At 73.4% G+C, this 14,209-nt stretch carries 10 protein-coding genes, 2 tRNA genes and 1 other RNA gene; 6 read left to right on the plus strand and 7 right to left on the minus strand.

Translation table 11 applies throughout. The features are described 5' to 3' along the window. Nucleotides 1-66: 66 nt before the first annotated feature. From ACFRIC_RS11325 to ACFRIC_RS11345, 5 genes are all read left to right on the plus strand, one after another. A complete protein-coding gene (locus tag ACFRIC_RS11325; RefSeq protein ID WP_382782899.1) occupies nt 67-1,119 on the plus strand; it encodes an ABC transporter ATP-binding protein in 1,053 nt (350 codons plus the stop codon). Continuing rightward, nucleotides 1,116-1,931, plus strand: coding sequence for an ABC transporter permease (locus ACFRIC_RS11330; RefSeq protein ID WP_382782902.1), 816 nt, complete (start codon nt 1,116-1,118; stop codon nt 1,929-1,931). Before ACFRIC_RS11325 ends, ACFRIC_RS11330 begins: the two co-directional genes overlap by 4 nt. A 20-nt stretch (nt 1,932-1,951) precedes the next feature. Then, nucleotides 1,952-3,382, plus strand: coding sequence for a histidine kinase (locus tag ACFRIC_RS11335; RefSeq protein ID WP_382784216.1), 1,431 nt, complete (start codon nt 1,952-1,954; stop codon nt 3,380-3,382). After that, nucleotides 3,379-4,023, plus strand: a complete 645-nt coding sequence (locus ACFRIC_RS11340) for a response regulator transcription factor (RefSeq protein ID WP_382782906.1) — start codon at nt 3,379-3,381, stop codon at nt 4,021-4,023. Before ACFRIC_RS11335 ends, ACFRIC_RS11340 begins: the two co-directional genes overlap by 4 nt. 22 nt (nt 4,024-4,045) lie before the next feature. Continuing rightward, a tRNA-Gly gene (locus ACFRIC_RS11345) sits at nt 4,046-4,118 on the plus strand. Between the two features lie 107 nt (nt 4,119-4,225). On the opposite strand, the gene ACFRIC_RS11350 is transcribed toward ACFRIC_RS11345, so the two are convergent. The 6 genes from ACFRIC_RS11350 to ffs form a co-directional block, all read right to left on the minus strand. Next, nucleotides 4,226-5,125: a phosphoribosylaminoimidazolesuccinocarboxamide synthase gene (locus tag ACFRIC_RS11350; protein ID WP_382782908.1), complete on the minus strand. Its 900-nt coding sequence runs from the start codon at nt 5,123-5,125 to the stop codon at nt 4,226-4,228. A 156-nt stretch (nt 5,126-5,281) separates the two neighbouring features. Beyond that, nucleotides 5,282-6,814, minus strand: coding sequence for a N,N-dimethylformamidase beta subunit family domain-containing protein (locus ACFRIC_RS11355; protein WP_382782910.1), 1,533 nt, complete (start codon nt 6,812-6,814; stop codon nt 5,282-5,284). 212 nt (nt 6,815-7,026) lie between these two features. Beyond that, complete coding sequence (locus ACFRIC_RS11360) at nt 7,027-8,868, minus strand: hypothetical protein (RefSeq protein WP_382784219.1); 1,842 nt, start codon at nt 8,866-8,868, stop codon at nt 7,027-7,029. A gap of 366 nt (nt 8,869-9,234) precedes the next feature. Next, nucleotides 9,235-10,488: a phosphoribosylamine--glycine ligase gene (gene purD, locus ACFRIC_RS11365; RefSeq protein ID WP_382782913.1), complete on the minus strand. Its 1,254-nt coding sequence runs from the start codon at nt 10,486-10,488 to the stop codon at nt 9,235-9,237. A gap of 140 nt (nt 10,489-10,628) precedes the next feature. Continuing rightward, a complete protein-coding gene (locus tag ACFRIC_RS11370) occupies nt 10,629-12,995 on the minus strand; it encodes a DNA polymerase III subunit gamma and tau (protein ID WP_382782916.1) in 2,367 nt (788 codons plus the stop codon). A gap of 130 nt (nt 12,996-13,125) precedes the next feature. Beyond that, nucleotides 13,126-13,224: signal recognition particle sRNA small type (gene ffs, locus ACFRIC_RS11375), an RNA gene on the minus strand. A 72-nt stretch (nt 13,225-13,296) separates the two neighbouring features. Between ffs and ACFRIC_RS11380 the strand changes: the two genes are divergently transcribed. Beyond that, nucleotides 13,297-13,384 (plus strand) — tRNA-Ser (locus ACFRIC_RS11380). A 127-nt stretch (nt 13,385-13,511) separates the two neighbouring features. Here the strand turns inward: ACFRIC_RS11380 and ACFRIC_RS11385 are convergent. Continuing rightward, a partial coding sequence (locus ACFRIC_RS11385; protein WP_382782918.1) for a tetratricopeptide repeat protein occupies nt 13,512-14,209 on the minus strand: 698 nt, incomplete at its 5' end.

Genomic DNA, 14,209 nt, shown 5'->3' on the forward strand with positions numbered 1-14,209 from the left:
ATTTGTCATGCCGAGTGATGACACCGCGCACTGCCGCCGGGACCCGTCCGCGCCGACGCTGATCCCATGAACACGAACGAGCACGACGACGTGATCGTGGTCACTGATCTGCGGCGCGTGTACGGGGGCGGCGGAACGGATTTCGAGGCGGTGCGCGGAGTCACCTTCTCCGTGCGCCGCGGTGAGATCTTCGCGCTCCTCGGCACCAACGGCGCGGGCAAGACCTCCACCGTCGAACTGATCGAGGGCCTGGCTCCCCCGGCCGGCGGGACCGTCCGGGTCCTCGGGCACGATCCCCACGCGGAACGCGCCGCCCTGCGGCCCCGGATCGGCGTGATGCTCCAGGAAGGCGGCTTCCCGTCCGAGCTGACGGTCGCCGAGACCACCCGGATGTGGGCGGCCTGCACCAGCGGGGCGCGGGCGGCCGGACAGGTCCTGGACCGGGTCGGCCTCGGGCACCGCTCCACGGTCCGCGTGAAGCAGTTGTCCGGCGGCGAGAAGCGGCGCCTGGACCTGGCGCTCGCCCTCCTCGGCGACCCCGAGGTCCTCTTCCTCGACGAACCCACCACCGGCCTCGACGTGGAAGGCCGCCGCGCCACCTGGGAGTTGGTCCGGGAACTGCGCGACGGCGGGACCACCGTCCTGCTGACCACCCACTACCTGGAAGAGGCGGAGACGCTCGCCGACCGGCTGGCGATCCTGCACGAAGGACGCGTCGCGGCCCTCGGCACCCCGGCCGAGGTGACCGCCTCCCAGCCCTCGCACGTCTCCTTCGAACTGCCCGACGGCTACCACCCGGGCGACCTGCCGCCCCTGCCGGAACTCGGGGTGAGCGGCCACGAGACGACGGGCCGGACGATCCGGCTGCGCACCGGCGAACTCCAGCGGACGGCCACCGCCCTGCTGGTCTGGGCCGAGCGGGCGCGGGTCGAACTGCGGGGGCTCGACGTGCGCTCGGCCTCACTGGAGGAGGCGTTCCTGCGGATCTCGCGGGAGGCGGCGGCACACGGCGTGGACGGACCGGGAAACACCGCGGGCCCTCGGGACGCGAGCACGACGGACGCGAACCCGCGGAACACGAACCCGCGGGACGCGCACACGAGGGGAGCCGCGGCATGAGCGGAACAACGGTCACCACCGGCGCCGGTCCCGGCGCCGGGCAGGCCAGGACCACGGCCGCCGGGCGGACGAGAGCGCTGGCGCGCGCCGAACTCACGCTGCTGGGCCGCAGCAGGGCGACCCTGGCCACCGCGGTGCTGGTCCCGATGGTCATGCCGCTCATGCTCCGCTCGAACCTCGGGTCGATGCACCTGAAGGGCACCGGACTCACCGTCGGCTCGGTCCTGCTCCCCTCCTCCATCGGCTTCGTGCTCCTCTTCGCCGTCTACGGGTCCCTGGTGAGCGTGTACGCGGCGCGCCGGGAGGAACTCGTGCTCAAGCGGCTGCGCACCGGGGAACTGCGGGACCTGGAGATCCTCGCGGGCGCCGCGCTGCCCTCGGTGGCGATCGGCCTCACCCAGTGCCTGATCCTGACCGTCGCCTGCCGTGCGACCCTCGGGATCGGGATGCCCGAGCGACCCGAACTCGTCCTGCTGGGGCTGCTGTCGGCGTTCGTCACCTGGCCGGCGCTCGCGGCGGTCACCGCGAGCCTCAGCAAGAGCGTCGAGGGCGCCCAGATCGCGGCCAGCCCGCTGACCGTGGTGTCGCTGCTCGGCTCCGGGACCTTCATCCCCCTCGAACTGCTGCCGGACGGCATGGCCCCGTTCTGCGAACTGCTGCCGCTCACCCCGGTGATCACGCTGCTCCGCGGCGGCTGGACCGGAGACCTCTCCGCCCACGACACCGTCGGCGCCCTCGTCACGGCGGTGGCCTGGACGGTGATCGCGGTGTTTGCTGTACGCCGGTGGTTCCGCTGGGAACCGCGGCGGTGACCACGGACACGGGGGTGGGCATGGGCAGGCCGTCCGGCTGGTGGCGGGGCAAGAGCACACCGGCGAAGGTCGAGACGTACACCCGGTGGTCGTTCCACTTCTTCTCGGTCCTCGAAGCCGCCTCGATCGGGCTGCCCGTCTTCGGGACCATGCCGACGGCCCGGTCCTGGGCGGTGTTCCTGATGGTCTGCGGGCACGCGGTGTTCTGCGCGGTGACCGCCTCGCGGGCGCTGGACTGGACCCGCGGCACCCGGGAACGGCCCCGGTGGGCGCTGCCGGCCCTGGCCGCGTACACCTGCGTGACGGCCGTCGCGGGGAGCGTCCTCGCGGGTACCCCCTGGCGCCCGGCGAACGACGACGCGTTCCTGGTCGCCTCCTCGCTGCTCGTCGGCGTCACCGCGTTCGGCACCGGCACGGTCGCGCTCGGGACCCGTGACCGGCGCCGGATGACGTACGTCGTGCTCGGCGCGGCCGCGGGCGCCGGGGTGCTCTCCCTGCCCCTCGGGTTCGCGGCCCCCGCCGCGCTGATCACCGCCGTCCTGGTGCTGGTGACCGCCGGCCTCCTGACGTTCACCGCGGCCTTCTCCGTCTGGCTCCTCACCGCCGTCTACGAGCTCGACGCGGCCCGCGAGACCCGGGCCCGGCTCGCCGTCGCCGAGGAACGGCTGCGCTTCGGCCGCGATCTGCACGACGTGATGGGCCGCAACCTCGCGGTGATCGCCCTCAAGAGCGAACTCGCCGTCCAGCTCGCCCGGCGCGGGCGGTCCGAGGCCGTGGACCAGATGACCGAGGTGCAGCGGATCGCGCGGGAGTCCCAACGAGAGGTGCGCGAGGTCGTACGGGGCTATCGCGAGGCCGACCTGGCCACCGAACTCGCCGGATCCCAGGGCGTGTTGACCGCCGCGGGCATCGACTGCTCGGTCACCGGCACGGCCGCGGGGCTGCCGGCGCAGGTCCAGTCGGCGCTCGGCTGGGTCGTACGGGAGGCGACGACCAACGTGCTGCGGCACGGGAACGCCAGGACGTGCGCGCTGTCCCTGCGGGTGACACGGGAGCGGGTGACGCTCACCGTCGAGAACGACGGGGTGCCGGGGGATCCCGGACCCGTCCCCGGTCCGGGCAGAGGCAGCGGGCTCGTGGGACTCCGGGAGCGGCTGGAGAAGGTGGACGGGGCCCTGCTGACCGCCGCGAGCGCCGGAGTCTTCCGCCTGACGGCGGAGGTCCCCCTGCACCCGTCCCCGGAGACCCGCACGACCCCTCCGGGCGACCAGGTCCCGGACGCGCACACGACGTTCGACGCCCCCGCCCCGGAGACGCACGCGACTCCCGGCGACCCGGTCCCGGGCACACGCACAGACACCCCGGGCAACTCGGCTCCCTCGCGTGGCGGGACGCCCGGGGATTCGGCGGGTCCGCACGTTCCGCAGCAGGTGAGAGAGGGCACCCCATGACATTCCCGTCGGCCGGCACGCCGGTGTCCGACACTCCCGTACGGCTGCTGCTCGCCGACGACGAGCATCTGATCCGGGGAGCGCTGGCCGCGCTGCTCGGGCTGGAGGACGACCTGGTCGTGGTGGCGGAGGCCGCGACCGGACCCGAGGCCCTGGCCATGGCGCGGGCGCACGCACCCGACGTCGCCGTCCTGGATCTTCAGATGCCGGGGGCGGACGGTGTGAGCGTGGCCACATCGCTGCGGGCCGAACTGCCCTCCTGCCAGGTGCTGATCGTGACGAGCCACGGGCGGCCGGGACACCTGAAGCGGGCGCTCGCGGCGGGTGTGCGGGGGTTCGTGCCGAAGACGGTCAGTGCGCGACAGCTTGCGGAGATCATCCGTACCGTGCACGCGGGAAACCGTTATGTGGACCCGGAGTTGGCGGCCGACGCGATCTCCGCCGGGGACTCGCCGCTGACCGCGCGCGAGGCCGAGGTGCTCGAATTCGCCGCCGACGGCGCGCCCGTGGCGGAGATCGCGGAGCGGGCCGCCCTCTCGCAGGGAACGGTGCGGAACTATCTCTCCTCGGCCGTGTCCAAACTGGGCGCGGAGAACCGGCACACGGCAGTGCGTCTCGCACGGGCGCGAGGTTGGGTATAGTTGCTCTCGCGCCACGGCGCATGCGGACGTAGCTCAGTTGGTAGAGCGCAACCTTGCCAAGGTTGAGGTCGCCAGTTCGAACCTGGTCGTCCGCTCCGAAAAGAAGCCCCCGACTCCGGTCGGGGGCTTCTTCGTGTGCGGTGACGTCCTCCCGCGCGGAGCGCCGACGGGCCCGGCACGCGGCCGGGCCCGTCGCGCGCGATCAGGACCAGCTGACGCCCGTCAGCCGCTCGTACGCCTCGATGTACTTGGCCCGGGTGGCCTCCACGACCCGTTCGGGCAGGGCGGGCGGCGGCTGCTCGCTCTTGCGGTCCCAGCCCGACTCGGCGGAGGTCAGCCAGTCGCGGACGTACTGCTTGTCGAACGACGGCTGCGCGTGGCCCGGCTCCCAGACGTCGGCGGGCCAGAAGCGCGAGGAGTCCGGGGTCAGCACCTCGTCGGCCAGGACGAGCGTCTCGCCGTCGTAGCCGAACTCGAACTTGGTGTCCGCGAGGATGATGCCCCGGTCGCGGGCGATGTCCCGGGCACGGCCGTACACGGCGAGGGTCGCCTGGCGCAGCTCGGCGGCGGTGTCGGCGCCGACCTGACGGACGACCTCCTCGTACGAGACGTTCTCGTCGTGCTCGCCGACCGCGGCCTTGGTGGCCGGGGTGAAGATCGGCGCGGGGAGCTCCGAGCCGTCGACGAGCCCCTCGGGCAGCGCGAGACCGCAGACCGTGCGGGTGTCGTTGTACTCGACGAGACCCGAGCCGGTCAGATAGCCGCGGGCGACGCACTCGACCGGAGCCATCCGCAGGGACTTGCAGATCAGGGTGCGGCCGGCCCAGTCGGCCGGGGCGCCCGGCGGGAGTTCGGTGCTCAGCACGTGGTTGGGCGCCAGTTCGGAGAGCTGGTCGAACCACCACAGGGAGAGCTGGGTGAGCGTGCGGCCCTTGTCGGGGATCTCGGTGGGGAGAACCCAGTCGTAGGCGGAGATGCGGTCGCTGGCGACCATCACGAGGTCGCCCGCCTCGTTCTGGTACAGGTCGCGCACCTTGCCGGTGTGCAGATGTACCAGACCCGGCACCTGAAGGGGCTCGGGCTTTTCGACGAATCCGGACACGGTTCCTCCCCGTGGTTCTGTCCAATGCGCTCGATTCTCCCGTATGGGGCGAGCGGCTGAGGACACGGGGCGTTCCGGCCGGGGGCGGGCGCCCGCGGAGCGGGCCGTCACGGGCGCCCGGGAGGCGGGTGGATCGCGGGTGCCGGCCGGGTTCCGTCAGTCGTGTTTGCAGATGCGGTCGAGGAGATTGGCGGTCGCCCGCTGGATACGGGGGTCCACGTGGCCGGGGCGGTCGAGGGCCGGAGACCACGCGAACGTCCCGGACGCGAAGACCAGGGCGCCGGACGGGGCGCGGTAGAGCGAGGTCTCCTGATGGCGCAGGACGCCCTCGCTGTCGGGGTACGGGGAGTGCGCCAGCAGGATCCGGTCCTGGTGCTCGGGCAGTGGGGTGCGCGGGAAGTAACGGTCCGCCTCACCAGCGACCATGCCCTCCACCTCGTCACCGTCGTGGGCGCCGGTCGCCTCCCACAGCCAGTGGTCGGCGTTGCGGACGATCAGCGGCTGCGGCTCGGGGACGCGCCCGGCGTACTGGATGCCGATGAGCTGCTGCTCGGGGCGGTCGATCTCGCGCCACAGGACGGGCTTGCCGGGGCCCCGGCGCTTCCGGCAGGTCAGCAGCCGGTCGGCGACGCCCGACGGGGACGGCCCCAGCTCCACCTGCCAGTACATGGTGTTGGCGGAGAGGAAGACGAGCGAGGTGCCGTGCTCGCGGGCGAGTTCCGTGGTGCGGCGCATCTGCGGCGACCAGTACTCGTCGTGGCCCGGGAAGACCAGGCCTCGGTAGCGGGTGGGGTCGACGCGGCCGGCGTGCAGATCGCGGGCGTCGGCGTAGGCGAGGTCGTAGCCGTAGCGCTCGGCCCAGCGGATGAAGTCGTAGGCGTGGCCGACGTGCAGGGGCAGGCCCGCGCCCGCGTACGGACGGTCGAAGGAGACGGTCGTCGCGGCGTCGGCCTCGCCGAGGAGGCGGCCGTGCTCGTCCCACGCGTGGTAGAGGCTGGCACCGGTGTGGCCGTCCTCCGGATACAGGTTGTACGCCTGCCAGGTGATGTCCGGGAGCAGCAGGAGCAGGTCGGCCGTCTGGTGGTTGCGGACGGTGAAGGGGACGTGCGAGCGGTAGCCGTCGTGGGTGGTCAGGACGGCCACGTAGGCGCCGACGCTCCAGTAGGACGGGATCTGAAGGCGCCAGGACAGCCACCAGTGGTGGCAGGAGACCGTGCGGTCGGCCGTCAGCGGCGGCGGCTGGACGATCCCGGAGAGCCGGGGACTCGTGGTGATCTTGCTGGCGCCGTCACCGCCGTAGTGGCCGATGCGGTAGATGTCGACGCTGAACTCCTGCGGCGGGTCGACCGTCACGTGGAAGTCGATGGACTCGCCGGGGGCGGCGGCACCCGTGCTGGTGAAGCCCTTGATCTGGCGGTGGACGTCGTCGGCGGAGCGGGGGCCTCCGGGTCCCGTGCGCGGGCGGGCGCGCGAGGTGGAACGCGGGGCCGGGATCCGGGAGCCGCCGCCGGCCGCGGGCTGGGGCGGCTGGGGCGCGTCGGTGTCCAGGTACCAGGGGACGACGTGGCCGGTGTCGTCGAAATAGGTCTCGCTGCCGCGGAGCCAGGGAACGGGTCCCAGGCCGAAGGGATCCGTGACGGCGTGCGCGAGTGCTCCCGACTCCCAGCGGCGGATCTGCTCCGATCCCATGCCCGCACCCCTCCCTCGTGCCCCCGTCGTACTGGCAAGCCCTTGCACCGTGCTCGATCGGTCCCAGCACATCACATTACGCGCGCAGTCCGTCACCGTTCGTCGCGAATTGGCGTGAGTGGAACGGGTCGCTCCGCCTGGGCCGGGGCGCCTGCGAACGGTGGGGCAGGGGCCGGGCCGCTGCGGCGGGGCGGCCGCCGGACGGACCGCCGTCAGACCAGGCGGACCGGCTTCTCCGGGCGGACGCCGAGATGGCGGAGCCAGTCCCGCAGGGGCACGGGGTCCCCGGTCTCTATCAGGGTGAGCACACGGGGTCCGATGTCGGCGGCCCGTTCACCGCCGACGAGGAGGGACGGGCCGTCCAGCCAGTCGAGGCCGGGAACCGCCCCGGCGGTGTCCATCGCGGCGCAGCAGACCATCGCCGTGACGTGGTCGGCCAGCAGCTCGCGGCCGGTCCTGGGCGGCTGGAGGGGGAACAGCGGCAGCATCCGGTCGTCCCACAGGTCGTGGTCGCTGTCCCGCTGTCCGGCGCTCCCGGCGGGCCGGGGCTCCGCCGGGGCCGAGGCCTCCTCGCGGGCCAGTTCCGCGGTGAGCCGGGCGGCGAGGGCGGCGGACCGCTCGTTCCCCACGGCGAGGTCGTGGTCGTCGCTCTCGGCGATCCCCATCTCCCCGTACGCCTCGGTCCGGTGCTCGGCGAGGACGGCCGCGCGGTGCGGATCCTCGGCGGGCGCGGCCGCCGAGGGCGCGGTCAGGTGGTCGAGGACGCGGGCCAGGGTGGGCCCGTCCGCCTCGGGCAGCGCCGGGTCGGCGGGGTGGCGGACGCCGAGCGCGTCCAGGACACGGTGCAGCCGGGCGGCGTCCGTGCGCCATTTGCGGTCGACGACCTCGTCCGGATAGTCCTGCCAGTCGACCGGCGCCCAGTCGGGTCCGGCCTCGGCGGGACCGCCGTGGAAGAGGCGGGCGGCGAGCAGCGAGGCGGCCTCGTCCACCGTGCCGGGCTCTTCGAGCAGGTCGCAGGCGGGGCGCTCGCCGAGCCGGGAGGCGAAACCCTCGGCGAGGCGGTCGCGGCGGGACAGCTCGGTCAGGGCGGCGACGACCCCCACGTCCAGGCGGGAGGGCCAGCGGCCCATCCGCCAGGCGGGCAGCGCGACGCGGGTCAGCAGGCGGTCCCAGCCCGCGTAGGCGAGGCCCACCTGTTCCTGCGCGACGATCCGCACGCCGTAGTCCACGGCCTGCGCCCGCTCGGCCGACGCGGACGCCACGGCCCGCTCCATCTCGGCCGCGGGCCCCCGGCAGCCGCGCAGCAGCAGCCGGGTGACCCAGCCGACGCCGGCCAGGACCGTCCGGGACAGCGGGCCCCGGCCGGGCGCGGAGGCCACCGCCACGGCCGCGTCCAGGCCTCGGACGAAGCGGCGGGCCGCGGCTATGTCCGGGTGCGCCGAGGGGCCCGTACCGGCGACGACGGGGGCGAGGACCGCGCGCAGCTCGCCGACCCGCATCCACCACAGGAACGGGGAGCCGATGACGAGGACGGGGGCGGCGGTCAGCCGGGCGGCGCGGTCCGTCAGCGCGGTGACGACCGTGCCGCTTCCGGCCGGACCTCCGCGCCGGCCGTCCGGTTCGTCCTTCGCGCCGGTCGAGGAACGGCCGTGCGCGCGGTGGGTGCGGTCCTCCAGCCAACTGTCGCAGTCCGGGGTGAGCGCTATCGCCGAGGGGGCCGGGACGTCGAGCCGGTCGGCCAGGTCGCGGACCATGCGGTAGAGATCGGGGGCCGACTCCTCGGAGATCGGAACCGTGGGGCTCATGGCGGGCCGGGCGCGGGACACGACGAGCGCGACGCCCGCGGCCGCGAGGAGGACGAGGACGGCGAACACCGTCACGGTCCAGCCCACGATTCCCCAGGGCCTGCCGGTGACGCGGCCGGTGGCGCCGGCGACGAGCAGCACGACGGCCACGGCCGCGGGCAGCAGGGCGACGGCCAGCGCCCGGCTGCGGACGCGCAGCACAGCGAGAGCCCGGGAGCGCGCTGCCTGCGCGCCCACCTCCACACCCATACCGGTCACGACCGGACGTCACCCCCTCTTGTCCGCCTGGCACCGGCCGTGTCGCTGCCGGTGCGGACGGATGCCCTGGCGTTGGTCACTCCCCCACTGTGGCACCCGCCACCGACATCGCAATGCCGGTGGGCCAAGTGCCGGAATGCTTTCGCCGCACCATAGTTGGGGCCCCGGCCCTCGTCAGCCGGATACGGCATCGGTCACCCGATGGAATGGCTCTGGGGAAAGGTGGATGACGGCGGAACCCGGACGGGCTTCCGGTTCCGTACAGAAATCCGCAGGTGGAGGGGCCCGGACGCACCAAGACAAAGCCCCGGATTCCGTACGGAGTCCGGGGCTCGGTGCTGCTATGGGGACCGTGGGCTACGCCTCGGCGGCCGCCTTGGCGGCGATGTCCGTGCGGTGCTGCGAACCCTCCAGGCCGATGCGGGCGACGGCCGCGTAGGCGCGCTCGCGGGCCTCGGTGAGGCCGGATCCGATCGCTGTGACGGACAGCACACGGCCGCCCGCGCTCACGACCGCGCCGCCCTCGTGACGGGTGCCCGCGTGCAGGACGTACGCGTGCGGGGCGTCCTGCGCGGCCACCTCGTCGAGCCCGGTGATCGGGTCACCGGTACGCGGGGTGTCCGGGTAGTTGTGCGAGGCCACGACGACGGTGACCGCCGCGTCCTCGCTCCAGCGCAGGGGCTCCAGATCGGCCAGCGTGCCGTTCGCGGCCGCCAGCAGGACACCGGCGAGCGGGGTCGACAGCCGGGCGAGGACCACCTGGGTCTCGGGGTCGCCGAAGCGGGCGTTGAACTCGATCACCCGCACGCCACGGCTGGTGATCGCCAGACCGGCGTACAGCAGCCCGGAGAACGGGGTGCCGCGGCGGCGCAGTTCGTCGACGGTCGGCTGGAGGACGGTCTGCATGACCTCCTCGACGAGCTTCGGGTCCGCCCACGGCAGCGGCGAGTACGCGCCCATGCCGCCGGTGTTCGGGCCCTCGTCGCCGTCCAGCGCGCGCTTGAAGTCCTGGGCGGGCTGGAGCGGGACGACGGTCGTACCGTCGGTGATCGCGAAGAGGGAGACCTCGGGGCCGTCGAGGAACTCCTCGATGACGACGCGGTCGCAGGCGTTGGCGTGCGCCCGAGCCGTCTCGAGGTCGTCGGTGACGACGACGCCCTTGCCGGCCGCCAGTCCGTCGTCCTTCACGACGTACGGGGCTCCGAACGCGTCGAGCGCCTCCTCGACCTCCTCCGGCGTCACGCAGACGTACGAGCGTGCCGTGGGGACGCCGGCACCCGCCATCACGTCCTTCGCGAACGCCTTGGAGCCCTCGAGCTGCGCGGCCTCCTTCGACGGGCCGAAGCAGGGGATGCCCGCGGCGCGCACGGCGTCGGCGACACCGGCGACGAGCGGGGCCTCCGGGCCCACGATCACCAGCTCGGCGCCGAGCTCCGTGGCCAGCGCGGCCACGGCGGCGCCGTCGAGGGCGTCGACCGCGTGCGACTCCGCCACCTCCGCGATCCCGGCGTTGCCGGGAGCACAGTGCAGGGCGGTGACGTCGGGGTCGAGGGACAGGGAGCGGCACAGGGCGTGTTCGCGGGCGCCACCACCGATGACAAGGACCTTCACAGCCCCAGCCTAGCCGCCCCCGGCCCCCGCCCTTGTAGGGGCTTCCGAGACGACGGGGGTACGGGGCTGGTGCGATCCTCCAGGAAGAGGCTCCGGCCCCCTGGCCGGGGAGGTCCCGGGAGCGACCCGGGGTCCGGGGGTCATTCGTTCGTGAATTCCTCGACCACCGTCGCGCCGAGTTCGCGGACGATCAGTTCGTGGCCCGAGAGGGCGGACTCGTCCAGGTCGGGGTCGTCGTCCTCCGGGATGTCGTCCTCGGGGGCGACCGGCGGCGGCTCGTACGCCGGGGCCGGCGCGGGCGCGGACATGGCCGTGGCCTGGGGACGGCCGCCGGAGGGACCGGACTGCGGGGCCGTGGACCCGGGGGCCGGGGCGGCCGGCTGCTGGGGTGCGGGGCGCTGACCGGCGGGAGCCCCGCCGTACCCGCCCGTTCCGCCGTACCCGCCGGCGCCGGAGCCACCGCCGTAGCCTCCCGCGCCGCCGCTGCCGTAGCCCCCTCCGCCGCCGTAACCGCCTCCCGCAGGGGCCGCCGGCGGTGCCGAGCCGCCCGAGGCGTCCACGATGGCCTCGACCTTCCACTGCACGTTGAACTGTTCCGCGAGCGCCTGCCGCAGCACGTCCTCGCTGCCGCTGCTCGCGAAGTTGTCCCGCGCCCCGGCGTTGACGAAGCCGATCTGCAGAGTCGTGCCGTCGAAGGCCGTGACCTGCGCGTTCTGGCTGAGCAGGATCCAGGTGAACCGGCGGCGGTTCTTCACCGCCTCCAGGATGTTCGGCCACAGCACGCGCGGGTCGGGACCACCCGCGACCGGAGCCGCGGCCTGGGGTGCTCCCGGAGCGGCGGCGGCCGGGGCCACGGGTGCGGCGCCGGGCGCCGGAGCGGACTGCGCCGCGGGGCGGCCGCCGCCCGCGGGAGCCGTCGTGGGCCAGCCGCCGGGCCGCCGGCCGCTGCCGGCCGCCGTGGCGGTGGGCCAGGCACCGGGCGCGGCCCCCGTGGGTGTGCCGGCCGGGGCCGCGGGCTGCTCGGGGGCGGAGGGAGCCGCCACCGGCGCGCCGGTGGGAGCCGGGGCGGTGGAGGACGCGGCGGGCGCGGGAGGAGCGGCAGGGGTCGCGGGAGCCGTCGCCGCGGGCGCCACGCCCGGGGCGCCGGTGCCGTCCCCGACGCCTCCGTGCCCCGCTCCCTGCGGAGCGCCCTGTCCCGTTCCCCGGGCCGCCGCGCGGGCCGCCGCGAGGCCGCCCCCCGGAGGAACCGAGGGAGCCGCGGGCCCGGCCTGCGGGACCGGCGCCGGACCGTGCGCCTCGGGTCCGGGCACGTACCCCATGGCGGGGGCGGCCGCGCCGCCGGAGAAGTTCACCCCGCGCTCGATCCGGTCGAGGCGGGCCATCACGGACCGCTCGTCCCGGTAGGCCGCGGGGAGCAGGACGCGCGCGCAGATGAGTTCGAGCTGGAGGCGCGGCGAGGTGGCCCCGCGCATCTCCGTCAGTCCTTCGTTGACGAGGTCGGCGGCTCGGCTCAGCTCGGCGGCGCCGAAGACCGCGGCCTGCGCCTGCATGCGCTCCACGACGTCGACCGGGGCGTCGATGAGCCCCTTCTCCACCGCGTCCGGGACCGCCGCCAGGATCACCAGGTCCCGCAGCCGCTCCAGCAGGTCCGCGACGAAACGCCGGGGGTCGTTGCCGCCCTCGATGACGGTGTCCACCACCTCGAAGGCGGCGGCGCCGTCCCCGGCCGCGAACGCCTCGACCACGGCGTCCAGCAGGGAGCCGTCCGTGTACCCGAGGAGCGAGGTCGCCATGGCGTACGTCACACCGTCGTCGGCGGCGCCCGCGAGGAGCTGGTCCATCACGGACATGGAGTCACGCACGGACCCGGCGCCCGCCCGGACGACGAGGGGCAGGACACCGTCAGCGACGGGAATCCCCTCCTGTGTGCAGACCTCGCCCAGGTATTCGCGCAGCGTGCCCGGCGGCACCAGCCGGAACGGGTAGTGGTGGGTCCGCGACCGGATCGTCCCGATGACCTTCTCGGGCTCGGTCGTGGCGAAGATGAACTTGAGGTGCTCCGGGGGCTCCTCGACGACCTTCAGCAGGGCGTTGAAGCCGGCCGACGTGACCATGTGGGCCTCGTCGATGATGTAGATCTTGTAACGACTGCTCGCGGGCCCGAAGAAGGCCTTCTCGCGCAGGTCACGGGCGTCGTCCACACCACCGTGCGAAGCGGCGTCGATCTCGATGACGTCGATGGATCCCCGGCCGCTGCGGGCCAGGTCCTGGCAGGACTGGCACTGGCCGCACGGGGTCGGGGTGGGGCCCTGCTCGCAGTTCAGGCAACGGGCCAGGATGCGCGCGCTGGTCGTCTTGCCGCACCCGCGCGGACCGCTGAACAGGTACGCGTGATTTACCCGGTTGTTCCGCAGCGCCTGCGACAACGGGTCGGTGACATGCTCCTGCCCGATGACCTCGGCGAACGACTCCGGGCGATAGCGGCGGTACAGCGCGAGAGACGACACGTCTACGAGGTTATAGGCGCCCACTGACATCAAGGACCGCCCGAGCACATCCCGGTCACGGCCCCGGCGGCATCCGGTCCCCGGCGGCCCGGCCGCCGGCTCCAAGGGCCGTCCGGGCGACCGTCCCGGAAACGCAAGCGCCCCCCACGCACCCGCCAGAGCCGACCTACCCTTGCTGCCTTCCGGCCCTGGGGGAGTTCAGTCAGATAGCGCCACGTGAGGGGCTCCGCAAAGAGTACAGGATCCGCGGGGCGGGGAACGAGTTCGCGAGCACTCCTCAACGTCTTGTATTGTTTGCCGCGGAGGATTCGCCTAGAGGCCTAGGGCGCACGCTTGGAAAGCGTGTTGGGGGCAACCCCTCACGAGTTCGAATCTCGTATCCTCCGCCAGTGCCTCACCGGGCACGATGTCGAAGGGCCCCACCGCGAGGTGGGGCCCTTCTTCGTTCTTCTCGGACCTCGTTGTCCTGCATTTTGTCCGCAAGGAGGCTCTGGGGCCCACACGTCGGCTGGAGTGCTACGCCGTGATCCCTCCTGGCGCTCGCTCCGCTTCGTCGTCGGCACCGACCTCGCGCAGCAACTCCGCTGCTGTCTCCCGCACCAGCTGCACCTCAGCGTCCCCGCGCCCTGTCTGTGACAGGGTCAGCGCCAACTCACCGAGTGCCTTGCCTCGACGGAAGCTGTCTCCTACCTCTTCGAACAGCGCTGCCGACCGTTTCCCTGCTTCTTCCGCCGATCCGAACTCGCCGAGGCCCCGCAGCGCCATACCGATGTTGGTCCACGCCATGGCTTGGCTGTGGATGTCGCCGAGCTCCTTGAACGCGTCCAGAGCGCGCTTCTGGGCGTCGAGGGCTTCCTCGAAGCGCCGCAGCTCCCTAAGGCTGTATCCGAGGTTCATCCACACCGTCGCTTGACCGTGGGCGTCACCGAGATCACTGAAGGCATCCAGAGCCCGGTGGTAGGCATCGAGGGCTTCCTCGAAGCGCCGCAGGTCGTCGAGGCTGTATCCGAGGTTCATCCACACCGTCGCTTGGCGGTGGGTGTCACCGAGCTCGTTGAAGACGGCCAGAGCTCGCTGCTGAGCGTCGAGGGCTTCCTCGAAGCGCCGCAGCCCCCCAAGGCTGTATCCGAGGTTCATCCACACCGTCGCTTGACCGTGGGCGTCACCGAGATCACTGAAGGCATCCAGAGCCCGCTGGTGGGCGTCAAGAGCGT

It is taken from the genome of Streptomyces sp. NPDC056738, assembly GCF_042790435.1.
Classification (GTDB): domain Bacteria; phylum Actinomycetota; class Actinomycetes; order Streptomycetales; family Streptomycetaceae; genus Streptomyces.